The sequence below is a fragment of the Streptomyces sp. NPDC088910 genome, assembly GCF_044749865.1.
Lineage (GTDB): Bacteria > Actinomycetota > Actinomycetes > Streptomycetales > Streptomycetaceae > Actinacidiphila.
Map to the genome: position 1 here is coordinate 44,634 of NZ_JBIVIV010000023.1, position 26,172 is coordinate 70,805.

Annotated in this window: 21 protein-coding genes and 1 pseudogene; 9 read left to right on the forward strand and 13 right to left on the reverse strand. The window is 72.1% G+C overall.

The window, feature by feature from the left end; translation table 11 throughout:
* Window positions 1–281 precede the first annotated feature (281 nt).
* Complete coding sequence (locus ACIP4Z_RS34690) at window positions 282–2,666, forward strand: phosphoketolase (RefSeq protein ID WP_391164240.1); 2,385 nt, start codon at window positions 282–284, stop codon at window positions 2,664–2,666.
* A gap of 79 nt (window positions 2,667–2,745) precedes the next feature.
* On the opposite strand, the gene ACIP4Z_RS34695 is transcribed toward ACIP4Z_RS34690, so the two are convergent.
* Window positions 2,746–3,906, reverse strand: coding sequence for a cation:proton antiporter (locus ACIP4Z_RS34695; protein ID WP_401314493.1), 1,161 nt, complete (start codon window positions 3,904–3,906; stop codon window positions 2,746–2,748).
* A gap of 81 nt (window positions 3,907–3,987) precedes the next feature.
* Entirely contained in the window at window positions 3,988–4,542 is a 555-nt protein-coding gene (locus tag ACIP4Z_RS34700) for a hypothetical protein (protein WP_355347456.1), read from the reverse strand.
* Between the two features lie 482 nt (window positions 4,543–5,024).
* Between ACIP4Z_RS34700 and ACIP4Z_RS34705 the strand changes: the two genes are divergently transcribed.
* Complete coding sequence (locus ACIP4Z_RS34705) at window positions 5,025–5,648, forward strand: hypothetical protein (RefSeq protein ID WP_401314495.1); 624 nt, start codon at window positions 5,025–5,027, stop codon at window positions 5,646–5,648.
* Between the two features lie 158 nt (window positions 5,649–5,806).
* Here ACIP4Z_RS34705 and ACIP4Z_RS34710 read toward each other — a convergent pair whose 3' ends face one another.
* Together ACIP4Z_RS34710 and ACIP4Z_RS34715 are read right to left on the reverse strand one after the other, a co-directional pair.
* Window positions 5,807–6,355 (reverse strand): hypothetical protein, encoded by a 549-nt coding sequence (locus ACIP4Z_RS34710; RefSeq protein ID WP_401314497.1) that lies wholly within the window; start codon window positions 6,353–6,355, stop codon window positions 5,807–5,809.
* A gap of 60 nt (window positions 6,356–6,415) precedes the next feature.
* The gene (locus ACIP4Z_RS34715; protein ID WP_401314499.1) at window positions 6,416–7,573 is read right to left on the reverse strand and encodes a site-2 protease family protein; all 1,158 of its coding nucleotides are present in this window, start codon (window positions 7,571–7,573) and stop codon (window positions 6,416–6,418) included.
* A gap of 605 nt (window positions 7,574–8,178) precedes the next feature.
* Between ACIP4Z_RS34715 and ACIP4Z_RS34720 the strand changes: the two genes are divergently transcribed.
* Window positions 8,179–9,741: an alpha-L-arabinofuranosidase B gene (locus tag ACIP4Z_RS34720; protein WP_401314501.1), complete on the forward strand. Its 1,563-nt coding sequence runs from the start codon at window positions 8,179–8,181 to the stop codon at window positions 9,739–9,741.
* 12 nt (window positions 9,742–9,753) lie between these two features.
* Here ACIP4Z_RS34720 and ACIP4Z_RS34725 read toward each other — a convergent pair whose 3' ends face one another.
* Window positions 9,754–10,674 (reverse strand): ribonuclease BN, encoded by a 921-nt coding sequence (locus tag ACIP4Z_RS34725; RefSeq protein ID WP_401314503.1) that lies wholly within the window; start codon window positions 10,672–10,674, stop codon window positions 9,754–9,756.
* A gap of 220 nt (window positions 10,675–10,894) precedes the next feature.
* Between ACIP4Z_RS34725 and ACIP4Z_RS34730 the strand changes: the two genes are divergently transcribed.
* Entirely contained in the window at window positions 10,895–11,947 is a 1,053-nt protein-coding gene (locus ACIP4Z_RS34730) for a phosphotransferase family protein (RefSeq protein ID WP_401314505.1), read from the forward strand.
* Window position 11,948: 1 nt separating this feature from the next.
* Here the strand turns inward: ACIP4Z_RS34730 and ACIP4Z_RS34735 are convergent, their stop codons facing one another.
* The 3 genes from ACIP4Z_RS34735 to ACIP4Z_RS34745 form a co-directional block, all read right to left on the reverse strand.
* The gene (locus tag ACIP4Z_RS34735) at window positions 11,949–12,767 is read right to left on the reverse strand and encodes a family 1 encapsulin nanocompartment shell protein (RefSeq protein WP_401314507.1); all 819 of its coding nucleotides are present in this window, start codon (window positions 12,765–12,767) and stop codon (window positions 11,949–11,951) included.
* Window positions 12,764–13,846, reverse strand: a complete 1,083-nt coding sequence (locus ACIP4Z_RS34740) for a Dyp-type peroxidase (RefSeq protein WP_401314509.1) — start codon at window positions 13,844–13,846, stop codon at window positions 12,764–12,766. Before ACIP4Z_RS34740 ends, ACIP4Z_RS34735 begins: the two co-directional genes overlap by 4 nt.
* Before the next feature lie 223 nt (window positions 13,847–14,069).
* On the reverse strand, window positions 14,070–16,289 hold the full coding sequence (locus ACIP4Z_RS34745) for an NADP-dependent isocitrate dehydrogenase (protein WP_355347483.1): 2,220 nt from the start codon (window positions 16,287–16,289) through the stop codon (window positions 14,070–14,072).
* A 432-nt stretch (window positions 16,290–16,721) separates the two neighbouring features.
* Between ACIP4Z_RS34745 and ACIP4Z_RS34750 the strand changes: the two genes are divergently transcribed.
* From ACIP4Z_RS34750 to ACIP4Z_RS34770, 5 genes are read left to right on the forward strand one after another with little or no spacing between them, the layout of a single operon-like run.
* Complete coding sequence (locus ACIP4Z_RS34750) at window positions 16,722–16,910, forward strand: hypothetical protein (protein ID WP_188280008.1); 189 nt, start codon at window positions 16,722–16,724, stop codon at window positions 16,908–16,910.
* A gap of 14 nt (window positions 16,911–16,924) precedes the next feature.
* Window positions 16,925–17,641 (forward strand): hypothetical protein, encoded by a 717-nt coding sequence (locus tag ACIP4Z_RS34755; protein ID WP_401314511.1) that lies wholly within the window; start codon window positions 16,925–16,927, stop codon window positions 17,639–17,641.
* A complete protein-coding gene (locus ACIP4Z_RS34760) occupies window positions 17,638–18,621 on the forward strand; it encodes a DUF6895 family protein (RefSeq protein ID WP_355347490.1) in 984 nt (327 codons plus the stop codon). Before ACIP4Z_RS34755 ends, ACIP4Z_RS34760 begins: the two co-directional genes overlap by 4 nt.
* Entirely contained in the window at window positions 18,621–19,553 is a 933-nt protein-coding gene (locus ACIP4Z_RS34765) for a DUF6895 family protein (RefSeq protein ID WP_401314513.1), read from the forward strand. Before ACIP4Z_RS34760 ends, ACIP4Z_RS34765 begins: the two co-directional genes overlap by 1 nt.
* The gene (locus ACIP4Z_RS34770; protein WP_401314515.1) at window positions 19,550–20,629 is read left to right on the forward strand and encodes a serine hydrolase domain-containing protein; all 1,080 of its coding nucleotides are present in this window, start codon (window positions 19,550–19,552) and stop codon (window positions 20,627–20,629) included. Before ACIP4Z_RS34765 ends, ACIP4Z_RS34770 begins: the two co-directional genes overlap by 4 nt.
* A gap of 1 nt (window position 20,630) precedes the next feature.
* Here ACIP4Z_RS34770 and ACIP4Z_RS34775 read toward each other — a convergent pair whose 3' ends face one another.
* The 5 genes and pseudogenes from ACIP4Z_RS34775 to ACIP4Z_RS34795 form a co-directional block, all read right to left on the reverse strand.
* Entirely contained in the window at window positions 20,631–22,289 is a 1,659-nt protein-coding gene (locus ACIP4Z_RS34775) for a DHA2 family efflux MFS transporter permease subunit (RefSeq protein WP_391052099.1), read from the reverse strand.
* A gap of 130 nt (window positions 22,290–22,419) precedes the next feature.
* Window positions 22,420–23,388: an SDR family NAD(P)-dependent oxidoreductase gene (locus ACIP4Z_RS34780; RefSeq protein ID WP_401314518.1), complete on the reverse strand. Its 969-nt coding sequence runs from the start codon at window positions 23,386–23,388 to the stop codon at window positions 22,420–22,422.
* Between the two features lie 73 nt (window positions 23,389–23,461).
* Window positions 23,462–24,670: an acyl-CoA dehydrogenase family protein gene (locus tag ACIP4Z_RS34785; RefSeq protein WP_401314520.1), complete on the reverse strand. Its 1,209-nt coding sequence runs from the start codon at window positions 24,668–24,670 to the stop codon at window positions 23,462–23,464.
* 208 nt (window positions 24,671–24,878) lie between these two features.
* Window positions 24,879–25,808 (reverse strand): LysR family transcriptional regulator, encoded by a 930-nt coding sequence (locus ACIP4Z_RS34790; protein WP_355347507.1) that lies wholly within the window; start codon window positions 25,806–25,808, stop codon window positions 24,879–24,881.
* 264 nt (window positions 25,809–26,072) lie between these two features.
* Window positions 26,073–26,172 (reverse strand): annotated as a pseudogene (locus ACIP4Z_RS34795) (IS481 family transposase); the annotation flags it as partial.

Genomic DNA, 26,172 nt, shown 5'->3' on the forward strand with positions numbered 1-26,172 from the left:
GTCACGCGCGGCGCTCCGCCCGACGGGGCGTCGGCACCACGCGGCCGGGGCGGTTGCTCCGCGAGCGATGCGGAAGGCGTCTCCGTCCGGATCGCGCCACACGCCTCGGGCGGTTACCCCGGCCGACCGGCACCTCGTGGCAGACTCGCGCGAGGAACGCCGTGTCCCGACCCGGGGGGCGCTGGCCCGAACGGCCCCCGATCGCTGCCCGGTCGGCTCTGTCGGACCGCGGGCGAGACCTCCGAGTCTGGGACGACGACTTCGACTCCGCGGAGGAAGACATGTCTCAGGCACCCCCGGCCCAGCCGGGCAGCGCTCTTGACGACACCGAACTGGCCGCCCTGGTCGCCCACTGGAAGGCGGCCAACTACCTGTCCGTCGGCCAGATCTACCTGCTCGCCAATCCCCTGCTCGAGGAGCCGCTACGCCCCGAGCACATCAAGCCGCGGCTGCTCGGCCACTGGGGGACCTCCCCCGGCCTCAACCTCGTGCACACCCACCTCAACCGGGTGATCAGGACCCGCGGGCTGGACGCGCTCTGCGTGTGGGGCCCCGGACACGGCGGCCCCGCAGTGGTGGCCAACTCCTGGCTCGACGGCAGTTACTCCGCGACCTATCCCGACATCGGGCGGGACGCGGACGGCATGGCCCGGCTGTTCCGGCAGTTCTCCTTCCCCGGCGGCATCCCCAGCCACGTCGCGCCCGAGACGCCGGGCTCGATCCACGAGGGCGGCGAGCTGGGATATTCGCTGTCCCACGCGTACGGCGCGGCCTTCGACAACCCGGACCTGCTGGTGGCGTGTGTCGTGGGCGACGGCGAGGCGGAGACCGGTCCGCTGGCCACCTCCTGGCACTCCAACAAATTCCTCGACCCGGTGCACGACGGCGCCGTCCTGCCGATCCTGCACCTCAACGGCTACAAGATCGCCAACCCTGCGGTGCTGGCCCGGCTCCCCGAGCACGAGCTGGACGAACTGCTGCGCGGCTACGGCCACGACCCGATCCACGTGACGGGCGACGACCCGCACGACGTGCACCGGGCCATGGCCGCGGCCATGGACACCGCGCTGGACCGTATCGCCGCCATCCAGGACGCGGCGCGTGCGGGCGACGACGGCGAGCGGGCCCGGTGGCCGATGATCGTGCTCCGTACGCCGAAGGGCTGGACGGGACCCGCCGAGGTCGACGGGCTGCCGGTGGAGGGCACCTGGCGGGCGCACCAGGTGCCGCTGGCCGGGGTCCGTGACAACCCGGAGCACCTGCGCCAGTTGGAGCAGTGGCTGCGCTCGTACCGCCCCGAGGAGCTCTTCGACCGGGACGGCCGCCCGAGCGCCCAGGTGCTGAGCTGCACGCCGGACGGCGAGCGGCGGCTGGGTCTGAACCCGCACGCCAACGGCGGTCTGCTCCGGCGCGACCTGCCGGTGCCGCCGCTGGAGGACTTCGCGGTGGCGGTCGACAAGCCGGGGGTGAACCTGCACGAGCCCACGCGGGTGCTCGGCGGGCTGCTCAAGCAGATCATGGCCGACACCGCGGAGCACCGGGACTTCCGGCTGGTCGGCCCGGACGAGACCGCCTCCAACCGGCTCGAAGCCGTCTACGACGTGAGCGGGAAGGCGTGGGAGGCCGAGGTACTCGACACCGACGAGCACCTGGAGCGCGGCGGCCGGGTGATGGAGATCCTGTCCGAGCACACCTGCCAAGGGTGGCTGGAGGGCTATCTCCTGACGGGCCGTCACGGCCTGTTCTCGTGCTACGAGGCGTTCGTGCACATCGTCGACTCGATGGCCAACCAGCACATCAAGTGGCTGCGCACCTCACGGCCGCTGCCGTGGCGGCGGCCCATCGCGTCGCTCAACTACCTTCTGACGTCGCATGTCTGGCGGCAGGACCACAACGGCTTCTCGCACCAGGACCCCGGCTTCGTGGACCACGTCCTCAACAAGTCCCCCGAGGTCGTGCGGGTCTATCTGCCGCCGGACGCCAACACCCTGCTGTCGGTGGCCGATCACGTGCTGCGTTCCAAGGACTACGTGAACGTCGTGGTCGCCGGGAAGCAGCCCTGCTTCGACTGGCTCGATCTGGAGGCCGCCCGCGCGCACTGCGCACGCGGCGCCGGCATCTGGGAATGGGCGAGCTCCGAGGACGGCGCGGAACCCGATGTGGTCCTGGCCTGCGCCGGTGACGTCCCCACGCAGGAGACCATCGCCGCCGTGTCCCTGCTGCGCGAGCACCTTCCCGACCTGTCGGTACGGGTCGTCAACGTGGTCGATCTGGCGCGGCTGCTGCCCAAGGACGAACACCCGCACGGCATGCCCGACGCCGAGTACGACGCGCTGTTCACCCCCGACAAGCCGGTGATCTTCGCGTACCACGGCTACCCGTGGCTCATCCACCGGCTCACCTACCGCCGCACCGGCCACGCCCATATGCATGTGCGCGGCTACAAGGAGAACGGCACGACCACCACGCCGTTCGACATGGTGGTCCGCAACGACCTCGACCGCTACCGGCTGGTCATGGACGTCATCGACCGCGTCCCCGGCCTCGCGGTGGCGGCGGCGCCCGTCCGTCAGAAGATGGAGGACACCCGGCTGCGCCACCACGCCTGGATCCGCGAACACGGCGTCGACCTCCCCGAGGTCGCCGACTGGTCCTGGACCGGCTGAGGGCCGGGAACGATTAGAGGTGGGAACGGCGGGCCTTCCGGATTCCGGGAGGCCCGCCGTCGCTGCGCGGGGCTCGCGGTCAAGGGGCGGCCGGTGCCGCGAGGCCGTGGTCCTTCGGGGTGCTCGGGCCGGTGAGGGAGGTCGCGAGGGTGGCGGCGGCGATGGTCACCAGGGCGCCGAGCATGAGGGCCGCGGCCTCACCGGGTTCGAGCAGGCGCAGTTGGGTGCCCAGGGTCGCGGCGGCCACCGGGACGCCGAGCTGGGCGGAGGCGAGGACGCCCACGGCGAAGGGCTGGCCGGTGACCCGCAGCGCGGCGTGCACCGCGACCGCGCCCAGCCCGAGCGCCGCGCCGAGCACCGCGAAGGAGGGGTGACCGGCCAGGGCGCGCAGATCGAGGGACGCCCCCAGCCACAGGAAGAACAGCGGGCCGAGGAAGCCCTCGGTCAGGGCGAAGAGCTGTTTCGCCAGGCGGCGGGGTTCGCCGATCGCGGAGACGACCAGGCCGAAGGAGAAGCCCGCCAGCATGATCGAGACGTGGGTCCGCACGGCGAGCGCGGCCAGTGCGAACAGGATGACCAGGCTGATCCGCAGTTCCAGGGCGAAGCGCCGTTCCTCGGAGAGCCGGTGCATTCTGCGCCGCAGGCCGTCGCGCTCGAACCGGCGCAGGACCAGGAACAGCGCCGCCGCGCAGGCGATGACCGCGCACGCGCCGAGCGCCGCGCGGGCGGCGTGGCGCGGGTCGATCACCAGGGGCAGGGCGACGATGCAGGCCGTGTCGGCGACCGCGACCTGGGGCAGCATGCGCAGGATCTGCGGGCCGCCGAGCGACAGCGAGTCGACGATCGGCAGGATCAGCGCGGCGGACGACGACGCCATCAGCACCGTATAGAGAGCGGTGTGCCCGGTGTCGAAGCCCCGCGCCAGGAGGAATGCGGGGACCGCCGCCAGGACGCCGACGGCCAGGGCGCGCCCGGCCCCGCTGCCCAGTCCCGCGCGCAACTGCGGGTCACGCACCGGTACCCGTGCGCCGGCGACGAACATGATCAGGGCGAAGCCGATGTCCGCGAGGAAGGCGAACGTCGGATCGTCGGCGTGCAGGTAGCCGATCACGGTGGGTCCGAGCAGGACACCGGCGGCCAGCTCGCCCAGGACGACGGGCAGGTGCCACTGTTTCGGCAGGGCCAGCAGCGGGCCCAGCAGGGCGGCCAGGGACAGGACGGCCAGCGTCGCGAAGCTCACAGGCGGGGTCTCCTGGCAGACGGAAGGACCGGCGGGTCACTCACCGTACTGGCGGGACCGTGGCCGGGCCAGCACCGTCGGTCACACGCTGTGGTGGCCCCAGCGCGAGTCGGCGTCCGTCCACTCGGCGTCCCAGCGGGCACACCGGCGGTGGTCGAGGAGTTTGGTGGTGATCCCGCAGCCGATCAGGACGCCGACGCAGATGGCGAAGGCCGCTCCCGCACCGATCACATCGGCCTGGAATTCCCCGGAAGAAGGGGACAGCGGCTGCGCGACCTCGACACCCTGGCTGTTGGTCCACACCGGAACGACGGCGCCGCGGGAGGTGCCGGGACTGGCGGTGACGATGCCGGTGAGCACGGTGCCGTCGGGCGCCTTCCACTGCGCCGGTACGTCCACCCGGGACAGCCGGTAGCCGTCCGGGGCCTTCTGGGTCAGGACCGCGCTGGTGCTGTGCCGGTCGAGACGCTGCTGCGCGTACTCGCGCTGGAGACCGTGCGCGGTCGAGACTCCGACCAGCACCGCGACCACCAGCGCGGCCAGGGCCGCCGCGAGGAAGGCCCACGCCTCCACGGCGTACGAACGTCGGCGCAGCGGATTCTTCCGCAGACGCCACAGCCAGATTCCGCGTTCCATGGTCGGTCCCTCCTCGTCGAGCGACACGACGGGGGCCGACTGACCCCGTGTCTCCACGCTCCCGCCTCCCGCGCCGTCTGCGGAGGGCCGAACGGCCCTGTCGGGTGGGTGGACCGGACCGCGTGGGACGCCGCCGGGCTCCGCGGCCGGACCGCATGAGCGCTTCGGCCACCCGTCACCGAAACGGAGCGGGCTATGAGCACACGGTGAGTGGTCGCGCGATGGCCGGACGGGTGAGGTCCGTCGGGGCGCCGGAAGGCATCAGCGGCGGACGGTGGCCTCCGGGCCCGCCGTGGGACGCCTGCCGCCTCGAAGCCTCGACGCCTCGGCACGTGACGCCTCGGGGCTCTCGGCCCAACCGGGCCGCCGGGCAGAGCCGTTCGGCCCTGCGGGTCGGGCCGTGAGCCCCCAGCGTGCGGCCAACACCGCGCGGCACAGTGGTGTCTGACCGAACGTCAACCCCCATTGAACTGGGAGCCGTCATGGCAGTCCACGACCACACCCGGCAGCACGCAGGGTTCCGCCTCCCCGCTCGGAGCAAGGCGTCCGCCGACCGCGGCGGCGACGCGACGGCCGTCGGCACCGACTCCGCGCTCGTCGCCAAGTCGCTCGCCACCGTACGGATCGCGACCGGTTTCGTCTTCCTGTGGGCCTTCCTCGACAAGACCTTCGGCTGGCACTACGCGACCGGCTCCGGCAAGGGCTGGGTCGACGGCGGGTCGCCCACCAAGGGGTTCCTGTCGGGTGTCTCCGCCGGTCCGCTGGAGTCGTTCTTCCACGACATCGCGGGCAAGGGCTGGACCGACTGGCTGTTCATGCTCGGCCTGCTCGGCATCGGCGTCGCCCTCATGAGCGGCGTCGCCCTGCGTCTGACCGCCGCCGCGGGCACCGTCTTGATGGCCATGATGTGGGCCGCCGAATGGCCGCCCGCGCAGCACCTGTCCACCGGCGCGCCGAGCATGTCCTCCAACCCGTTCGTGGACTACCACCTCATCTACGCCCTCGCGATGATCCTCTTCGCCTTCGCCGCGGCGGGCACCACCTGGGGCCTCGGCCGGGCCTGGGCCCGCGTCCCCCTCGTCGCCCGCCACCGCTGGCTCGTGTGAGCCCCGCACCACCCGCGCCTGACGGGGCACCGCCACCACGGCGGTGCCCCGTCGCACGCGTGCGCGCCCTCGATGTCCGTCGTGGGCGCCGTCAGCGGGCGACCGCGTTCGTGAGCGGTCGGTCAGTGGCCGGGTCAGTGACCGGTCAGCGGTCGTCGTCAGCGCGAGGCCCGGCGGAGCCGCTGTAGGCGCCGCAGGCGGCGGAGCCTGGCCAGGAGCGTGCGGTGCCGTGCGGTCGGCACGTTCTTCGCGGGGGACGGCTGGGGGTCCGCGGGGGGTTGCTGGGGATTCGCGGGCGCGGTGGAGGGTCGGCGGTCCGCGGTGGACGGCCGGGAGGTCGCGGGCGGCACGGGCGGGCCGGGCGGCGAAGGCGCGTCGGGCGGCGTCGGCGCGTCGGGCCGCGGGCGGGCGTCCTGGGCCGGGTAGAGGCCCTCCTCCGGGTAGCGGGCGGTGGCGATGGCGTCGACGATCTGATCGTCGGTGAAAGCGGCGCCGCCGAGGACGTGCGGGAGGAAGCCGATGAGGACGCCGTCGCGCGTCACCACCGCGTCCAGCCCGGCGGCTCCGCCGAGGTTCCACTGGGCCTCGCTGCCGTCCCCCAGCGCCACGCCGATGCCGAATTCGTAGACGCCCGCGTCGGCTCGGTGGGCCATGACGCCTCGTGCGCGCAGGGCGGTCACCATGCGCTCGATGCGTTCAGGATCCATGGCAGAAGTCCTTCTTTCCGTCGCCTCTCCCCCGTGCCGCCGCGTGGGTGCGGCCTTCGGTCAGGTGGTGTGGCCCGCCCCGTGGGTGGCAGGGGGCCGGGCCGGCGGGTGCGGGTGGCGCCGGGTCAGCCCGGCGATGTCCTCGGCGGTGACCACGCCGACGACGCGGTTGTCGTGCAGGACGAGAACGGGGCTGCCCGAGGTGGTGGCGAGACGGTCGAAGACGTCGGTGACCCGGTCGTCGGGGTCGACCAGCAGGCAGCGGTCCAACGGCAATGCGACGTCCCGTACCCGGGTGTCCCGCCTGCGCACCGCCGGGACGGACAGGAGCGCGGACGCGGTGACGACGCCGCTGGGCCTGCCGTCGAGGTCGGTCAGCGGAATCACCGTACGGACGCCGACGCCGGAGGCCGAGGTGGCCAGGAATTCGTCCACGGTGTGCCAGTCCTGGCCCGCGACGGCCGGGTGCATCGCCTGGGTGACACGGACGCCGCGCAGGGTCTCGTACAGCACCGAGCGGCGGACCTCCGCGTAGGCGGTGAAGGAGATGAAGGCGCCGAGCAGGACCAGCCACAGCCCCGCGGCCTGGCCCATGAGGACTTCGAGCCAGCCGCCGGCGAGCAGCGCGACGCCGAACACCTGGCCGCAGCGCCCGGAGATCCTGGCCGCGCGCTCGCGGTCGCCGCGGATCCGCCAGATCACCGCTTGCAGGACCCGGCCGCCGTCGAGCGGGGCGGCGGGCAGCAGGTTGAAGACGCCGAGGAGTCCGTTGGCCCACGCGACCCAGGCGAGTACGGCCGCGGCCACGGCCCAGTGCAGCGTGTCGTCGACCGCCACGGCGGCGGCCAGGAACAGCCCGCCGAGCACCAGGTTGGTCAGCGGTCCGATCGCCGCCACCCAGCCCTCGTCGCGGGGCGTGGTCGCCGACCCCATCCGCGTGACGCCGCCGAGCGCGAAGACCGTCACGTCCTTGACCTCGATCTTCGCGCGGCGCGCCGCCAGGGCGTGGGCCGCCTCGTGCGCGACCAGGCTCACGGCGAGCGCCAGGGCGCCGATCAGCGCCCCGGTGCGGTAGGCGGCCGCGGAGTGGCCCGGTGCCCAGGCGGACAGCACGCCGCCGCCCAGGGCGACGCTGACGAAGACGATCAGCAGGGGCGCGCTCCAGTGCATCCGCAGCGGCACACCGGCGATCCGGCCCAACCGCACCGATCCGTTCATCGCACCTCCAGCCCCCGCCCACCGCGCACCGCGCAAATCGCGACAAAAGCCGCCCTCCCCTCCATGGTCCTCCCCCGCGCCTCGGACCGTGCGGCCCGGCCGACTCCGGTGCGGGATCTTGACGTCTCCCATGCGCCGCCGCCCCCGTCCCCCGAGGCGCCCGACGAACGGAGGCCGGGGCGCCCAGGGCGGGATTTCTTCTGCGCAACGCCTTGACGCCGCCACAGTGAGCGCTAACAATAACGGCCAAGCGATAGAGGGTCAGACCCCCGCGTGACGCGCTCTCGCGCTCTGCGTCCAGGCCGAGCCGCCACGGACGGGCCCGGGAGTCGGTAGCGCGTCGGCGGGGCGAACGGCCCTCCGGTATCCCGCCGCCGCCAGGGACGGCGCGGGCCAGGACCGTTCACGCACGGTCGGCGCGCCTCGGCGTGCCGGACCCGCCGCGTGCCGCCTTCGCGTTGCCGCAGCACTGGACCATGTCGCGTTGTTAGCGATCACAATTCAAGCTCACCGCAACCGTCACGGAGACGCCGTGCGGCCAGGTGCGATGCGCCGCCGCCCGCTGCCGGGCGGCGGTCCCCCCACTCACATCGAGGAGGACATTCATGTCCCTGACCGCAACGAATCCCTTAGCGGGCCGTTTCAGGAAATGGGCGCTCTGCCTCGCCGCCGCGGCGACCCTCGTCGCGGGTCTCCTGATCGGCGGCACGGGCACCTCCCACGCGGCGGGTTCGCTCCCCTGCGACGCGTACAGCGCGGGCGGCACCCCCTGCGTGGCCGCCCACAGCACCACACGGGCGCTGTACTCCACGTACAGCGGCTCGCTCTACCAGGTCAGGCGCGCCTCCGACAACGCCACACAGAACATCGGCGTGCTGAGCACGGGCGGATACGCCAACGCCGCCGCACAGGACTCGTTCTGCTCCGGGACGACCTGCGTGATCACGGTCATCTACGACCAGTCGGGACGCGGCAACAACCTCACCCAGGCGCCCGGCGGCGGGGCCGCGGGCGGACCCGACAATCTGGCGAACGCGACCGCGGCGCCGACCACGGTGGGCGGCCACAAGGCGTACGGCGTCTACGTGGCGCCCGGCACCGGCTACCGCAACGACCACACCAGCGGGATCGCGACCGGCGACCAGCCGGAGGGGATGTACGCGATCCTCGACGGCACGCACTACAACGGCGGCTGCTGCTTCGACTACGGCAACGCCGAGACCAGTAACAACGACACCGGCAACGGCCACATGGAGGCCATCTACTTCGGGAACATCAAGGTCTGGGGCTACGGCGCGGGCAACGGCCCCTGGGTCATGGCCGACCTGGAGAACGGCCTGTTCTCCGGCGTGAACCAGCACTACAACGCCAACGACCCGACGGTGAATTTCCGCTACCTGACCGCCATGGTCAAGGGCGGCCCGAACCAGTGGGCGATCCGCGGCGGCAACGCGCAGTCGGGCGGCCTGTCGACGTACTACAGCGGCGTACGCCCCAACGTCTCGGGCTACAACCCGATGCACAAGGAGGGCGCGATCATCCTCGGCATCGGCGGCGACAACAGCAAGGGCTCCGCCGGTACGTTCTACGAGGGCGTGATGACGTCCGGCTACCCCTCCGACGCCACCGAGAACGCGGTGCAGACCAACATCGCGTCCGTCGGGTACACGACCCAGTCGTCGGGTTCCGGTTCGCTGACCCCCGGCTCGCGGATCTCGCTGCGAGCCACGACCGCGTGCTGCACCACCGACTACATCCGGCACGACGACAGCGACGCCAATGTGGTCATCTCCCCGGTGTCCGCGTCCAGTTCGGCGACCGACAAGGCCGACGCGACCTGGATCGTACGGGCGGGTCTGGCCAACAGCGCCTGCGTCTCCTTCGAGTCCGCCAACACCTCGGGGCAGTACCTGCGCCACTCCAACTTCCAGCTCAAGCTCAATGCCAATGACGGCGGTTCCCTCTACGCCCAGGACGCCACCTTCTGCCCGCAGCCGGGCAACAACGGCCAGGGCAACACCTTCCAGTCCGTCAACTACACCGACAAGGACATCCGCCACTACAACAACACCGTCTACATCGGCGGCAACGGCGGCTCCAACGCCTGGGACAGCGCCACGTCCTGGAGCGACGACACGAGCTGGGTCGTCTCCCAGCCCTGGGGCTGAACCGTCCGACGCCTACGGGCCGCGCCGCCACCCGGCGACGCGGCCCTCCCCGTCCGCCACCGCCTCTCCTTCCGTCTCCGTCTCCGCTTCCGTCTCCGTCTCCGCTTCCGTCCCCGTCTCCGCCTCCGTCCCCGTCTGCTGACGGCCGGCCGCCCGGCGGGCGCGGGTCTGCTGGATCTCGCAGCCGATGAGGGGGCCGCCGAAGAAGACGAAGCCGACGCCGATCAGCCAGCACTGCACCATCAAGACGGTGCCGACCGAGCCGTAGGTGACGGCGTTGGTGACGATGAGCGGCGAGAAGACCAGCCAGGAGAAGCCCCGCAGGCCGACGAGGCCCGCCATGGTGAGGACGGCGCCGGGCAGGGCCGCGCCCCAGGTGATGAGGCCGCCGAGGAGGAAGCGCTGGCCCCACCAGAAGAAGAGGACGCCGAAGACGAGGGTGAGGGTGATGCGCACGACGGCCTGCCGCCAGCCGTGGCTGAGGAAGGCGCCGCTCTGGGCCTCGGCGAAGAGATACGCCGTCAGGCCCGCGAGCCACACCGCGCGCCGCCACACGCTGTGCCAGGGGCTGGCGGGCAGCTCCCAGACCTTGCGGTAGCCGGTCTCGACGCTGGCCGCGAAGGACAGTCCGAAGATCGCGAGCGAGGCCAGGCTGAGCGCGCTGGTGGTGCTCAACACCCGCCGCGGTGTGGCGAACAGGCGCTGCACGGACTCGGCGGGGTGCGGGGACAGGCCCATGCCGTCGACCACCCACTGGGCGAAGCCGGTGCGTTGGAAGGGCGCCGCCGCGGCGACCACGATCAGCAGCGGCATCAACGTGACCAGGCCGAGCGCGGCGAAGCCCATCGAGCGTTGCAGCAGCTCCAGTTCGGCGCCCTTGCGCCACACGCGTCCGGCCGCCGAGCCTTCCCAGACCCGGCGCAGATCCACCATCGTCCCCCTCCTCAGCCGGAGTTCAGCCCTGTGCGGTCGTTGTCACCGTTCCCCGTACGCCGTCCTCGTCGCTCCTGTGTTCGGCGTATGCCCCCGCGCACGGCCGGCTATCCGGGATGGGCCAGGTCTCCGCGACGCGGCACGGGCGTACGGGGACAAGGGATACGCATCGTCACCGCCGCCCGTGGGAGACTGCACGGTCGATCGCGAGGGGTGGGGCATGCACACGGAACGCGGATTTCCGGACCGCGAGCGGCTGGAAGGGGTGGCACGGGCCGCCCTCGGACCCGGCCGCCGCATCGCATGGGTCGACCGACTGCGCGGCGGCAGCAAGAAGGGCGTCTACCGGCTGACGCTCGACGACGACTCGACGGTCATCGTCTACATCTGGGACGACACCGAGAACTACTGGCCGAGCGACGGCACGGACGCTGACCACACCGACCCGTTCTCGCACGCCTCCGGCATCGACCTCTTCGAGGCCGCGCACGGGCGCCTTCACGCCCTCGGCGTCCGCTCACCGCGGATCCGTCTGACCGATACCAGCAAGGCGCACTACCCCGCCGACATCGCGGTGGTCGAGGACGTGCGGGGCCCGACCCTTGAGGAGATGCTGCGCGCCGACCCCCGGAGCGCGGCCCCGGTCATGGACCGCCTCGCCGAAGCGCTCGGCCTGATGGCGGACCACACCGCTCCGGGCTTCGGCAAGGTCGCACTGGTCGACAACGGCGGTGTGTCGAAAGGCGGTTCGTGCGAGGGGGCCGTCCTGGACCGCGCCCTCGACGACCTGTACGAGGCCGCCCGGCGCGACACCCGTATCGCCGTCGTCCGCGACCGGCTGGAGGACGTCGTGCGGACGGCGTACGCCGCGGTGCCCGCGCGCGAGCGGTTCGCCGTCGTGCACGGCGAACTCGGTCCCGACCACGTACTGGTGGACACCCGAGGCAGGCCGGTCCTGATCGACGTCGAGGGGCTGATGTACTTCGACGTCGAGTGGGAGCACGCCTTCCTGCGCATCCGCTTCGGCGACCACTACGCCCGGCTGCTGCCCGGCCGCCCGGCGCCCGGCCGAGGTCCGGACCGGGGCGGGGCGGAATTGGACGGGCGGCGGCTGCGGTTTTACGCGCTCGCCATGCGGCTGTCGCTCGTCGCCGGGCCGCTGCGCCTGCTCGACGGCGACTTCCCCGACCGCGACTTCATGCTGGGCGTCGTCGAGCACAACCTCCGGCAGTCGTTGGCGTTCCTGGAACCCGACCGGACCCGGTCGCCCTGACTCAGACCGCGATGGCGCGCGGGGCGGACTTCAGGGAGACGGCGGCTTCCGCGGTGTGGACGAGGAAGGTCAGGGTCTCCTGGAAGTAGAGCTGCACGCTGGTGTCGTCGTGGGACAGGTAACCGATGGACAGGTCCTGGCCGAGGCGCAGTTCGAAGTCGCCGCCGCGGCCGGCGATCAGGAACGCGCCGTCGATGGCGGGCGCCCAGATGATGTCGCCGTCCAGCAGCCGCGCCAGGTGCTGGTGGATCGGGTAGCCGTGGTCCGAGGTCTCGTTGACCGCGGTGTACGCGTCGGCGCTGAGCGCCAGGTGGTAGGTGCCGTCGACGCCCGCGAGGCGCAGCGCGGTGATCGCCTGGCTGACGGCGTTCGGGTAGTCGCGTACGTCGTCGGGCAGGGCGATCGCCTGGTTGGAGGAGGCGGCGCGGATGCCGTCGATACCGGCGGCCGGGTAGCCCTCGAAGATCACCCGGTCCTCGGCGAAGGCGAGCTGCCGGGCGGCGTCCTTGACGGGCTGCCAGTCCGCGTCCTTCGCGCCGCGCTCGACGTCGTCCACCTGGCGGCGGTCGACGCTGAAGGGCAGCCGCAGTTCGACCACCGCTTGCGAGCGCCGTACGTGCGCGGCGACGCCGTCGGCGGGCGACTCGATGGCGTCGAGGTGCCCGGTGGCGACGGCGGACAGCTCGGATCCGGCCGGTTCCGGTACGTCCACGATCCGGCGCCCCGCCACGTTGCGCTTGAACGTGCGTCGCGCCTCGTCCTCCAGATCGGCCCAGGCGGCGGCGGAGATGGGGGCCAGTTCACGATGCAGGTTGTTCACGGCGTGGTGCTCCTCTTCAGGTCGCCGATACCCAGCGAGTCGTCGGGTACGGCGGGGGCGGATTCGACGGTGGCGGATTCGACGGGGACCGTGACGGGGGCGGGTGCGGCCGGGGTCGCGGTGCCCGGCGCGGACGCGCGGGCGGGCGGGTCGGGGAGGTCGTCCAGGAAACCGGCGGCCGGGGCGTGGAACAGGGTCCCGGTGACCGCCGTGGAGAAGTCCAGGATGCGGTCGTGGGTGGCGGGCGGCAGGCCGAGGAACATGTTCCGCAGCATCTGCTCGGTGACGTCGGGGGTGCGCGCGTAACCGATGAAGTAGGTGCCGAATTCGCCCCTGCCCGGACTGCCGAAGGGCATGTTGTCGCGCAGGATCTTGCGCTCGGTGCCGTCGGCCTCGGTGATGGTGTTGAGCGCGACGTGCGAGGCGTCCTCGTCCAGCTCCACATTGCTCAGCTTGCGGCGGCCGATGATCCTTTCCTGCTCCTCGACGGGCAGCGCGTTCCAGGCGTCGAGATCGTGCAGATACTTCTGCACGATGACGTAGCTGCCGCCCGCGAAGTCGGGGTCCTCGTCACCGATGAGCACGGCCCGGTGGGCGGCCGGGCCGACCGGATTCTCGCTGCCGTCGACGAAGCCGAGCAGGTCGCGGGCGTCGCGGTAGACGAAGCCCTGGGTCTCGTCGCGGAGGGTGACCGAGCCGCGCAGCCGGTTCATGATCTCGGTGGCGAGCGAGAAGCACAGGTCCATCCGGGTGGCCCTGATGTGGAAGAGCAGGTCGCCGGGGGTAGAGACAGCCCGGTGCCGGGCGCCGCGCAGTTCCTCGAAGGGGTGCAGCCCGGCGGGGCGCGGTCCGGCGAAGAGCCGGTCCCACGCCTCGGAGCCGATGCCCGCGACACAGCTCAGCCTGCCCTCGGGGCTGCCGAAGCCGATCGACCGCTGCAAGCCCGCGAGGTCGGCCAGCAGGTCGCGCGCCACGGCCTCGCCGCCGGGGTCGACGGTCAGCACCAGGAAGGTCGCCGCGGTGGTCAGCGGGCTCAGCACCGCCTGCGGTTCCGCCGCCGGGGACAGTGCCGCGGGCACGCCGCTCTCCTGTGTCGTCAATGCGTTCCTCACCAGGCTCGGATCGGACAGGGACCCCGTGGATCGGAAGGGGTCCGCGTACAAGCGGGACATCTCAACTATCGCAAAGCACCGGGACTCGTGCCCGCGCCCCGGCCGGACATGCCGGTCGGGGCACGGGGATGTGCGATGCGGTGATGTCCGCCGGGGTCGATCCGTACAGGTCAGCCCGGTGGCGGCGGCGTCAGCCCAGGGTCGACAGCGCCTGGTTCAGCGTCTGCGACGGCCGCATGACGGCCGCGGCCTTGGCCGCGTCGGGCCGGTAGTAGCCGCCGAGGTCGACCGGCGAGCCCTGGACCGCGATCAGCTCGCCGACGATGGCCTGCTCCTGCTCGGCCAGCGTCGTGGCGAGCGCGCCGAACGCCTCCGCGAGCTTGATGTCGTCGGTCTGCGCGGCCAGCTCCTGGGCCCAGTAGAGGGCCAGGTAGAAGTGGCTGCCGCGGTTGTCGATGCCGCCGAGGCGGCGGCTGGGCGACTTGTCCTCGTTGAGGAAGGTGCCGGTCGCCCGGTCGAGGGTGTCCGCGAGGATCTGGGCGCGCGGGTTGTCCGTGCTCTGCGCGAGGTGCTCGAAGCTCACCGCGAGGGCGAGGAACTCACCGAGGCTGTCCCAGCGCAGGTAGTTCTCCTTGACGAGCTGCTGCACGTGCTTGGGCGCAGAGCCGCCGGCGCCGGTCTCGAACAGTCCGCCGCCGTTGATCAGCGGGACGACCGAGAGCATCTTGGCGCTCGTGCCGAGTTCGAGGATCGGGAAGAGGTCGGTGAGGTAGTCGCGCAGCACGTTGCCGGTCACGGAGATGGTGTCCTCGCCGCGGCGGATCCGCTCCAGCGAGAAGGCGATGGCGTCGACCGGCGGCAGGATCCGGATGTCGAGGCCGTCGGTGTCGTGCTCGGGCAGGTACCGCTCGACCTTGGCGATCAGGTTGGCGTCGTGCGCGCGGTCCTCGTCCAGCCAGAACACCGCGGGGGTGCCGGTGGCGCGGGCGCGGGTGACGGCGAGCTTGACCCAGTCCTGGATCGGCACGTCCTTGGTCTGGCACATGCGGAAGATGTCGCCCGCGCTGACGGCCTGCTCCAGCACGGCCCGGCCGGCTCCGTCGACCACGCGCACCGTACCGGTGACGGGGATCTCGAAGGTCTTGTCGTGGCTGCCGTACTCCTCGGCGGCCTGGGCCATCAGGCCGACGTTGGGCACCGAGCCCATGGTGGCCGGGTCGAAGGCGCCGTGCGCGCGGCAGTCGTCGATGGTGACCTGGTAGATGCCCGCGTAGCTGCGGTCCGGGATGACCGCGAGGGTGTCGGCTTCCTGGCCGTCAGGCCCCCACATGTGACCCGAGGTGCGGATCATGGCGGGCATGGACGCGTCCACGATGACGTCGCTGGGCACGTGCAGGTTGGTGATGCCGCGGTCGGAGTCGACCATGGCCAGCTCGGGGCCCTCGGCGAGCTCGGCGTCGAAGGACGCCTTGATCGCGGCGCCCTCGGGCAGCGACTCCAGGCCCTTGAGGATGCCGCCGAGGCCGTCGTTCGGGGTGAGACCGGCCGCGGCGAGCGTCGCGCCGTGCTCGGCGAAGGTCTTGGGGAAGAAGGCGCGTACGACGTGGCCGAAGATGATCGGGTCGGAGACCTTCATCATGGTGGCCTTGAGGTGCACCGAGAACAGCACGCCCTCGGCCTTGGCGCGGGCGATCTGGGCGGTGAGGAATTCACGCAGCGCCGCGACCCGCAGGACGGCGGCGTCCACGACCTCACCGGCCAGTACGGGTACGGACTCGCGCAGCACGGTGGTGCTGCCGTCGTCCCCGGCCAGCTCGATGCGGAGCGATCCGGCCTCGGAGACGACCGCGGACTTCTCGGTCGAACGGAAGTCGTCGCCGTCCATGTGCGCGACGTTCGTCTTGGACTCCGGCGTCCAGGCGCCCATGCGGTGCGGGTGCGCCTTGGCGTAGTTCTTCACCGAGGCGGGGGCGCGGCGGTCGGAGTTTCCCTCGCGCAGCACCGGGTTGACGGCGCTGCCCTTGACCTTGTCGTAGCGGGCGCGGACGTCCTTGTCCTGGTCGGACTTCGGGTCGTCCGGGTAGTCGGGCAGCGCGTAGCCCTGCTCGCGCAGCTCGGCGATGGCGGCCTTGAGCTGCGGGATCGACGCCGAGACGTTCGGCAGCTTGATGATGTTCGCGGCGGGCGTCTTGGCCAGTTCACCCAGCTCGGCGAGCGCGTCGTCGATCCGCTGGTCCTCGCGCAGGTACTCGGGGAAGACGGCGATGATCCGCCCCGACAGCGAGATGTCGCGGGTCTCGACGGTGACCCCGGCGGTGGAGGCGTACGCCTCGATCACCGGCAGCAGCGAGTACGTCGCCAGGGCCGGAGCCTCGTCGGTATGCGTGTAGATGATGGTCGAGTCAGCCACCGGTCACTCCGTCCAGGTCTGCAACATTGCTCGACATCAAGATATCCCGTGACCGACCCGTGTCCTACCCGCCCCCACCTCCGCGCCCCGCGCGGACACCCCGGATACCGCCGTACGCGCGCCGCATGACGACGTCCCGGCGCAGGTCAGAGGTCCCGCGTCGGGCACCGCCGGGCACCCGACCTCACTTGTCAGACAATATTCATGGCCGTGAACTCCCCTTCCCCGCGCGGTCGTACGGGAGCGTCGGGCCACGACGGATGCCGCGGGGGCGAGGAAAGAGCCGCGGTGTCGGGGGCGCGGACAGGGCCGTACGCGCCGGTGTCGCGCGGGCCGCGATACGGGTCACCGCCTGGGCGATTTGTTCCGTTTGCGGCACTTTGGAACCTCGGCCATGCTGAAGGAGATCCAGCCGAACAAGGAGATGATTCCATGAACTCGGATCTCACAGCCCCGGTCGAGTCGGCGGTCCTCGCCGCTGAGGTCGAAGGACTGCTGGACTCCGCGGAACCCGAGGGCATCTACCGCGACACGCGCGAGTGCGGCGGCGGTCTGCTCCTCGCAGGACTTCTGCTGATCTCGCCCCCGACCCCCCGTCCGACGAAGACGGACGCGTCCTGAACTGAGGGGTCACGTTGGCAGAGCAGGCGCAGGGGACATCCCCGCTGAGCGCTGTGGTCGCCGACGTCGCACAGGCAGTCGCCCTCGCCCTTCGGGGCGGGGGCGGCTCCTATGCGCTGTCGCGCGTACTCCCGCAGGGCGAAGCGGTGGCATCGGCCGCGATCCGGGTACTGGGCGCCGACGTACTGGCGCCGTACGCGCTGGACCGCGGCCCCGCCCATGACACGGGCGGCGCGGCGGGCACGGCCGATCAGGCCCTCGTCCGCGCCGCGCTCGCCGCCTATCCGCCGGGGGCCGACGCCTCCGAGGTGTCGGTGTGGAGCTACCGGGGGCTCGCGGCGGCGGCGCGCGCCTTCCTGCCCCCGGACGCCGACGGCCGGCCGCCGGAGCCGCCCGCCGCGACGCAGTGGGCCGCCACCGACGCGTGGCCGCGACTGGCCCACCGGGCCTCGCAGTTGGCCTCGCTGTCGCTGCCGGGGCTCGACACCCCGCTGGCCGGGTGCCTGGCGGAGCGCACCGACGACCTGGCCCGCGGCTTCGTCCGCGCGGTCCGCCGTCGCGACTGGCTCCAGGCGGCCGGACTCGGCCGCTGGCTGGCGGGCCTGCCGGACGTTCCGGACTCGCTCGGTCTGGACAGCGGCCTGGTGTTCGTCCGTCAGATGAGCGGCGACGACCCCCGCGTGGCGCTGCACATCACCGCGGCGGCGCGTTTCCACGGGCGCGGTTCGTGACCGGCGGCCGGGTCCCCGCGGCGGGCGCCGGCCCGGAGCCGCTGGACCGCATGGCCGTCTCGGCGCTCACCTGGCTGGACGGCATGCGCCCGTGCTTCCGGCTGCCCCCGGACGTGACGACCGACGCCGATCCCAACACCACGCTCAAACCCCTCGGCGAGCTGGCCGAACTCAGCCACCTCATCCGAACGCACCACCCGCTGCCCGCCGTCCGCGACCTCGCGGACGGCCTCTTCCGCTTCGCCTGGCGTGAGACGCGCGACGGTGAGCTGTTCGGCGACCTGATCCGCGGCGAGCCGCGCGCGACCTACCCGGTCGAGCTGTACGGGGTCTTCGCGCAGACCGGGCTGAGCCATCCGGGCGTCGAAGAACTGGTGCGCACCATGACCGGGCTGCGCGGCTGGCGGGTGGCGCGCGAGGATCACACCCGTACCCTCGGCGTGCTCAACGCCGAGCGGCGGATCGGGCTGCGCCACCACGCCGACTTCGACGCGGTGCTGGCCATGACGGGACTCGGCCGGGCGGTCGAGCCGTGGACGCTGGACCGCAAGGCGGCCTACGGCGTGACGCACGACGTCTTCCACCTCACCGACTGGGGCCGCGCCCCGCACCGGATGCCCGCCGACCGCGCCGAGTATCTGCGGCTGTGGATCCCGTCCTGGCTGGAGAGCTGGCTGGAGGAGGAGCTGTGGGATCTGGTCGGCGAACTGCTCGCCGTGGCGGCCTGCCTGCCCGCGCCCGTCCCGGACGCGGCGGCCTGGCGGCTGCTGGCCGGGGCGCAGGGGGCGGACGGCGCGGTGCCCGAGATCGGCGCCGCGCCGCCGCCGGGCACGGCCGCCGCCGAGGCGTTCACCGCCTGCTACCACTCCACGTTGGTGACCGCCTTCGCGGCCACCCTGGCCCGGATCGGCCCGACGCGGCCGGCGGGCCCGACCGCGGGCGTACGGCGCCCGGTCCTGGAAAGCGAGGCAGCATCGTGATGACGACGGCCGCATCCCCCGCGCTCCTGCACCAGGTGGGCGAGCGCGCGCTGGCCTGGCTCGACGCGAACCGGGAGCACTTCCGGCTCACCGACGACGACCGCGCCACCAGCGGCGCGGTCATCGAACGCCTCAAGCCCATCGGCGAGTTGGCGATCAACATGCGGGTGCTCTCGCGCGAGGGCGTGGCCGGGTCACGGCAGCGCGACCGGTCGCTGCGGCTGCTGGACTTCGCCTGGCGCGAGTTGCTGGACGGCGGCAACGTACTGGCGGCGCTCCAGCGCGACGAACCGCTCTCCCCCGTGCCGCTGGAGATCTACGCGACCTTCTACGAGCTGGGCCACCGGCACCCCGGTGTCGAGGACGCCGTCGCCCTCTCGCGCCGCACGGCGTCCTGGCGGGCCCTGGAGATGGTGCCCAACCGGCGCCTGGGCCTGCTCAACGCCGAGCGCAAGCTGGGCCTGGTGCCCAGCGGCGACTTCGACCTGGCCGTGGAGCGCACCTGGCTGGGCCAGACGCCGGAGCCCTGGACGGTGCAGTTCCACATCGCGTACGACCTCACGCACACCGTCTTCCACCTCACCAACTGGGGCGAGGCGCCGGACCGCATCCCGCCCGCGATCGTCGACTACCTGACGCGGTATCTCCCGGCCTGGACCGAGGACTGGGCCGACCTCGCCCACTGGGACCTGCTCGGCGAACTGCTGGTCGTGGACGCCTGTCTGCCGCGCCCGGCGCTCGACGGCGAGGTGTGGGAGCGGTACGCCGCCGCGCAGTCCGACAGCGGTGCGATGCCGGTGCGCAACGGGATGCCGGACGGGGACGCGGCCGAGGTCTTCGACCAGGTGCACCACCCGACGCTGGTCGCCGCCTTCGCCTCCGCGATGGCCACCTCCCGCGCGCTGTCGGCGGACGCGGACGCGGTCGCGTGAGCGCCACGGCGGTGGACCTCGCGCCGGACGAGGCCGAGGACCGTACGGCCGACGGCGCGCCGGTCCGCGACCTGCTGGAGCGGGCGGTCACCGAGGTCAGGGCGCCCGATGTCGTGCTGGCCGTCTCCCGCGCGGGACGGCGGACACTGGTGGGCGGCGGCAGCGCGCCGCCGCGGGCGGCGCGCGAGGAGGCGCGGTACGAACTCGGCTCGCTCTCCAAGACGTTCACCGTGCTGCTGCTGGCGGCACTCGCCCGCGACGGCGTACTCGGTCTCGACGACCCGCTCGCCGCGCACCTGCCGGACCTGCCGCTCCCCCACCCGTACGCGCGGCGGATCACGCTGCGGCACCTGGCGACCCACACCTCGGGGCTGCCGCGCGTGCCGCGTGACCTGGTGGCGGGCGCGGTGCTGCGGCCGTACACCAACAGCTACGCCCGCTACGACACCGGACGGCTGCTGCGGGCCTTCGCGGACACCCGTACCCGCCACGCCCCCGGCAGCCGCTGGCACTACTCCAACCTCGGCATCGCGCTGCTCGGACCCGCGATGGAACACGCCACGGGAACGGACTACGGCACGCTGCTGGCGGGGCGGGTGCTGGCGCCCCTGGGGCTGCCCGGCACCACGACGGGGCCGGGCGGTGTCCTCGCGGCGGTCGGCTACCGGACCGACGGGCGTACGCCGCTGCCGCCGACCGACATGGCGGCCTTCACGGCGGCGGGCGGGGTCCGGTCCACACCGACCGACCTGCTCCGCTACGCCGAGGCGCACCTGCGGTCCGGCGGCGCGGCGTTGGAGGCGGCGCTGCGCGACGTCCAGGTCCCGCAACTGCGCCGGGGGCTCGGTCACCGGAACACGCACACGCTGACCTGGTACCACCATCCGGCGCCGGGTGGCCCCCTGCTCTTCCACGCGGGGGCCACCTTCGGGCAGCAGACGTTCCTCGGCTTCCATCCGGCGACCGGTACGGCGGTGGCCGGATGCGCCACCCGGCACGACCGCGGCTGCCGCATCGTCAAGACGGCCTACGCGCTGCTGTACCGGCTGTGCGGCGAGCCGAGGGACACGCCCTGACTCAGGAGGTCGCCGCCTCCACCTTCTCCTCCTGCGAGAAGTCCCCCGCCGTGGTGCGCAGCGGGACCTCCTTGATGAGCAGCGACAGCACGAAGGCGATCACCAGGACGCCCGCGCCGACGAGGAAGGCGACGTTGATCGCGTCGGTGAAGCCGGTCTTGAAGGGGTGGGCGAGCGCCGGGTCGACATGGCTGAGGAACGACGTGTCGTTGAGCGTGCCGGTGCTGCCCGAGGACGCCGAGGTGAGCGTCTTGAGCTGGTCCGGGTGCGCGGCGGCGGCCTGCTGGAACGCTTCTCCTCCCTTGGCGGCGGCGAAGGCGGAGCCGATCTTGCCGCCCACGACGGAGTAGACGATCGACAGGAAGACGGCGACGCCGAGCGTGCCGCCCATCTGCCGGAAGAAGGTCGTCGAGGAGGTGGCGACCCCGATGTCGCGCGGCGGCACCGCGTTCTGCATGGCCAGCACGATCGTCTGCATGTTCAGGCCGAGTCCGGCGCCGACGACGAACATCGACACGTCCACGTAGAACAGGCTGCTGTCGGCCGACATCTGCCACAGCATCAGCATGCCGCCCACCAGCAGGGCGCAGCCGATGATGGGGAAGATCTTGTAGCGGCCGGTGCGCGAGGTGATCTGGCCGGACACCATCGAGAAGATCATGATGCCGAGCACCAGCGGCAGGGTGAGCAGACCGGCCTTGGTCGGCGAGTTGCCCTTGACGAGCTGGAGGTAGAGCGGCAGCAGCGTGATGCCGCCGAACATGCCGATGCCGATGATCGCGGACTGCGCGGAGCCGACCGCGAAGACGCCGTTGCGGAAGAGCCGCAGCGGCAGCAGCGCCTCCTCGCCCGCCCGGCGCTCGGCCAGCAGGAAGGCGACGATGCCGACCGCGCCGATGATGTAGCAGGACAGCGAGGACGCGGCGCCCCAGCCCCACTCGCGGCCCTGTTCGGCCACGATCAGCAGCGGTACGAGGGCGACGATCAGCGCGGTCGCCCCGAGGTAGTCGATCCGGTGCGGCCGTCGTTCCTGGCGCACGTGCAGGACCCTGGCGACCACGAACAGGGCGAGGATGCCGATGGGGACGTTGATCAGGAAGATCCAGCGCCAGCCGTCGATGCCGAGCAGCGAGTCCTGCCCGGCCAGCGCGCCGCCGATGACCGGTCCGAGCACGCTGGACGTGCCGAAGACGGCCATGAAGTAGCCCTGGTACTTGGCTCGTTGGCGCGGCGGGATGATGTCGCCGACGATGGCGAGCGCGAGCGAGAACAGCCCGCCCGCGCCGATGCCCTGGAGGGCGCGGAAGCCCGCGAGCATGTACATCGACGTCGACAGCATGCACAGCGCCGAGCCGACGATGAATATCGCGATGGCGAAGAGGAAGAACGGCTTGCGCCCGTACTGGTCGGAGAGCTTGCCGTACAGCGGTGTGCTGATCGTCGAGGTGATCAGGAAGGCGGTGGTCACCCACGCCTGGGCGGTCAGGCCGTTGAGGCTCTCACCGATCTTGTAGATGGCCGTGGAGACCACCGTCTGGTCCAGTGCCGCCAGGAACATGCCGAGCAGCAGCCCCGAGAGGATGACCATGATCTGCCGGTGTGTGTACTCCGTCGGGGGCGCCGCGGTGCCGGCCGGCGCGGCGTCTGCCTGAGCACTCATGGTGCTGCTTCCTCTCCCGTAATGCTGCTCTGTTTGCCTTGGGCAACATTACGCCGCCCGGTGCCGCGACCCCCTACCGGCTGCTGGGGAGTGCGGGGTCGCGGGTGCGGGCGGGGCGTGAGCGGGCGGCCTACCGGGGCGTGACGGCGTCCACGCCGGTCAGTTCGGCGGACAGCGTCCACAGCCGGGCGGCCTGGTCCGGGTCGATCGCGTAGTCCTTCACACCGATCCTGGTGCCGTCCGCGGGCGCGGGCTCGGCGATCTCGCAGTCCGCCAGGTAGACGCCGCCCTTGCCGTCGAGCATGGGCGAGGTGGCGGCCCAGACCTGGGTGGCGGCGCCCTGCTCGGTGCTCTTGAGCCCGGCGGACTCCAGCGGTTCGCCGTTCTCGTCGATCAGGCCGCGCTCGATCAGCTCCGACTGGGGCAGGTGGCGCTGGAGCGGGGTGAGGATGCCGCCGGGGTGCAGCGCGAAGGCCCGCACCCCGCGCCGCCCGGCGAGGTGGTCGAGGTGCACCGCGAACAGCACGTTGGCCGTCTTGGCCTGGCCGTACGCCTGCCACTTCTCGTAGCCGCCGCGCGCGAACTGCGGGTCGTCCCAGCGGATGGCGGAGTAGTGGTGACCGGCCGAGGAGACCGCGACGACGCGCGCGCCGCCGTCCTCGATCGCCGGCCACAGCCGGTTCACCAGCGCGTAGTGCCCGAGGTGGTTGGTGGCGAACTGCGCCTCCCAGCCGGGACCTACCCGCGTCTCGGGGCAGGCCATGACGGCGGCGCTGTTGATGACGATGTCGATGCCGCGCCCGGTGGCCAGGAAGCGCTCGGCGAAACCGCGGACGCTGTCGAGGTCGGCCAGGTCGAGCTCGTCGACCTCCACGCCGTCGACGCCGTCGAGCGCGTCCTTGGCGGTCGCGGGCCGCCTGGCCGGTACGACGACGTGGGCGCCCGCCGCGGCCAGCGCGCGGGTGGTCTCCAGGCCGATGCCGGAGTAGCCGCCGGTGACGAGGGCGAGCCTGCCGGTCAGGTCGATCCCCTCCAGCACCTCCCGCGCGGTGGTCTGTGCGCCGAATCCCGAGCCGATCGCGTGCTGAGTCGTTGTCATGCCTCACACGCTAGGAGCTGGAGTGGACTCCAGCGCAAGCGCCGCGGCCCCGGACGTGTCGGGGCGGCGGTTCCTAGAAGAAGCCCTGGTTCGGCAGCGGCGTTCCGTTGAGTTCGTAGCGGCCCACCGCGACCGCTTTGAGCGTCTTCGGATTGTGGGCGGCGATCGTACGGATGTTGCGCCAGTGCCGGTCGAGGTGGGCGCCGCGGCGGACCAGCGAGCCGCCGCCGATGTCGAAGAGCTCGGACGCGGCGCGGTTGGCGAGTTCGTCCACGACGACCTTGGCCTTGGCGTTGAGCAGCGACGCGCGCGCGGACAGCTCGGCCTCCTCGGGGGTGCCGTGCGCCGCGTAGGCGTCCTCCAGCGCGCGTCCGGCGGTCAGGACCAGGGCCTGCGCGGCGAACGCCTGGCTGTGCAGCAGCCCCACGCTGTACTGCACGATCGGGTCCTCGGTCGGCGCGTCGGCGGGCGCGTGGTAGAAAGCCCGCTTCTTGGCCCGGACGTGTGCGACCGCGTCGGCCGCCACCCGGCGCAGGATGCCCGCGATCATCGCGTTGAGCTGGATGTGGAAGAACGTCGCCGGGTACGGGACGGATTCGCGGGCGTCGGTCGCCCGGACGAAGTAGTCCTCGGGTGTGATGGCGACATCGTCGAAGGTCACCGTGCCGCTGCCCGTGAAGCGCTGGCCGAAGCCGTCCCAGTCGTTGGGGCGCAGCACGCCGGGGCGGTCGGTGGGGACGATGACCTGGGCCCTCCCGCCGTCCACGTCGGTGACGCCGACGACCAGCCAGTCCATGTACAGGCTGCCCGTGGTGTAGTGCTTCGTGCCGTTCAGCCGCAGGCCGCCGTCCGTGCGGCTGACGGTGGTCCGGTACGGGAAGTCGGTGGCCCCCGCCTTCGCGCCCAGTTCGGTGGAGGCGGAGCCGATCAGCTCACCGCGCGCGACACGGTCGAGCCAGACCGCGTCCTCGGGGCGGCCGCCGCGCAGCAGCCCCTCCACCACACCGAAGTGGCTGCGCAGGATGTGCGCCACATTGGAGTCCGCGGCGCCCAGGTCGATGAACACCTCGAAGAGCTGGGTGAGGCTCGCGCCGCCCCCGCCCCGTTCGACCGGCACCCGCAGGGCGCCGAGCCCTGCCCTCTTCGCCGCCTCGACGGCCGCGTACGGCAGTTCGTCGCGCTCGTCCCGCCCGATCGCGCCGTCGCCGATGTGCTCGATCAGCTCCCGCAGTCGCGCCGAGCCGAAGGTGACACCGCTCGTGGCCTCGGCTGTTTCCGTCATGCGTGCTCCCCTGCTCACTGTGGCGCCCGGTTCCTGTGGCACCTCAGCGTCGATCCGGCGGCGTGGCCGATCAACAAGGTTCGGCTACGGCGTCGTTGCGGCTGCGCTTAACTGTCGGGCCGGGGTGCGCCCGTGACCGCGGCGCGGTCCCGGTCCCGGTCCCGGACCGCGCGGGTGCGCGGCGCGGTACGCGGTCCTGGCGGCGCGGTCAGGAGGCGACGCGCAGGACCCGTCTGTGCAGCGCCTGTTCACCGATCGAGCGCAGCGTGCGCAGGACGAGCGCGATGTTCGGGTCGTTCCTGCGGGTGGTGCGCGTGACCGAACTGATCGTGCGGTAGCCGATCGGCACGCCCTCGACGATGAGGTGTTCCAGGTGCGCCGGTACGGACAGCCGGGGCACGATCGCCGAGACGACCTCGGTGGCGGCCAGGTCGCAGACGATCTGGGCGGTCACCAGCCGGTGCGTGATCCGCGGGGTGAACCCGGCCCGCTCGGCGGCCCTCAGCAGCGCCGTGTCCAGGGTGGAGTTGGCCAGACCGGTGACCCACACCTGTTCGGCGAGCGCCGCGAGCCCCAGGCTGCGGACCCGCGCGTGCAGCCCGGTCGGCGCAAGGAGCACGAACGGCTCGACCAGCAGCACCTCCCGGCTCAGCCCGTTGAGCAGGTCCTGCGCCTCGAAGTCGCACCGGTAGGTGACGGCCACGTCGACCTCGCCCTGGCGCAGCAGGCGCAGCGCGTCATCGGCCTCGGCCTGCTGGAGGTGGATCTGCAAGTGCGGCTCCTCGGCGCTCAGCAGGTGGATCAGCGGCGCCGCCAGGACGGGTATGCCCAGGTTGTAGGAGACCATCGCGATCTGTCCCGAGACCTGGTCGCGGGTGGCAGCCAGCGCGCTCATCGCGTCGTCGACGGCGCCGAGCACGACGCGTACGTGGTCCACGAGGATCCGGCCGCTGCGGGTGAGGCCCAGGGTGCGCCCGTCCCTGCGGAACAGGATCGAGCCGGTCTCGACCTCCAGGACCCGAAGTTGCTGTGAGACGGCGGAGTTGGTGATGTTGCGCCGTTCGGCGACGGCGGTGACCGTGCCGAGATCGGCGAGATCGCGTAGCAGCATCATGCGACGCAGGTCGAGCATGCTCATGGTTGACCTCAGATGTTGTCGAGTTGACCCCCACGACACCCAGGCGCGGCGCGGCCGGTACCGGCGGCGGCGGTCTGGGTTCGATTCTGACGAGCGGCGGCGCTCCTAGGAGGGCAGGCCGCGCTTCGGCACCAACGGCGTGGTGCGGATCAACGACGACAGGCGGCGACGCAGACGCGCATGAGATCGACATGGCGTCGCGCGAAGAGGTCCGTCCCGGTCACGCACCGAGGATCGCACACCCACCCCGATTCCCACCACGTCCTAGATGTATTGACCTGGAGGGTTGTTGACGCGGGTGATGGGTGGCTGGCCGCCGAGTGCGGTGTGGGTGCGGTGGTGGTTGTAGGTGTGGAGGAAGTCT

What these genes read in the sequence shown, in the direction of transcription:
- ACIP4Z_RS34710 (WP_401314497.1), bottom strand. Translation starts at nt 6,355, where the DNA reads ATGGATCCTGAACGCATCGAGCGCATGGTGACCGCCCTGCGCGCACGA.
- ACIP4Z_RS34765 (WP_401314513.1), top strand. Translation starts at nt 18,621, where the DNA reads ATGACGACGGCCGCATCCCCCGCGCTCCTGCACCAGGTGGGCGAGCGC.
- ACIP4Z_RS34730 (WP_401314505.1), top strand. Translation starts at nt 10,895, where the DNA reads ATGCACACGGAACGCGGATTTCCGGACCGCGAGCGGCTGGAAGGGGTG.
- ACIP4Z_RS34780 (WP_401314518.1), bottom strand. Translation starts at nt 23,388, where the DNA reads ATGACAACGACTCAGCACGCGATCGGCTCGGGATTCGGCGCACAGACC.
- ACIP4Z_RS34775 (WP_391052099.1), bottom strand. Translation starts at nt 22,289, where the DNA reads ATGAGTGCTCAGGCAGACGCCGCGCCGGCCGGCACCGCGGCGCCCCCG.
- ACIP4Z_RS34705 (WP_401314495.1), top strand. Translation starts at nt 5,025, where the DNA reads ATGGCAGTCCACGACCACACCCGGCAGCACGCAGGGTTCCGCCTCCCC.
- ACIP4Z_RS34715 (WP_401314499.1), bottom strand. Translation starts at nt 7,573, where the DNA reads ATGAACGGATCGGTGCGGTTGGGCCGGATCGCCGGTGTGCCGCTGCGG.
- ACIP4Z_RS34700 (WP_355347456.1), bottom strand. Translation starts at nt 4,542, where the DNA reads ATGGAACGCGGAATCTGGCTGTGGCGTCTGCGGAAGAATCCGCTGCGC.
- ACIP4Z_RS34750 (WP_188280008.1), top strand. Translation starts at nt 16,722, where the DNA reads ATGAACTCGGATCTCACAGCCCCGGTCGAGTCGGCGGTCCTCGCCGCT.
- ACIP4Z_RS34785 (WP_401314520.1), bottom strand. Translation starts at nt 24,670, where the DNA reads ATGACGGAAACAGCCGAGGCCACGAGCGGTGTCACCTTCGGCTCGGCG.
- ACIP4Z_RS34790 (WP_355347507.1), bottom strand. Translation starts at nt 25,808, where the DNA reads ATGAGCATGCTCGACCTGCGTCGCATGATGCTGCTACGCGATCTCGCC.
- ACIP4Z_RS34725 (WP_401314503.1), bottom strand. Translation starts at nt 10,674, where the DNA reads ATGGTGGATCTGCGCCGGGTCTGGGAAGGCTCGGCGGCCGGACGCGTG.
- ACIP4Z_RS34720 (WP_401314501.1), top strand. Translation starts at nt 8,179, where the DNA reads ATGTCCCTGACCGCAACGAATCCCTTAGCGGGCCGTTTCAGGAAATGG.
- ACIP4Z_RS34690 (WP_391164240.1), top strand. Translation starts at nt 282, where the DNA reads ATGTCTCAGGCACCCCCGGCCCAGCCGGGCAGCGCTCTTGACGACACC.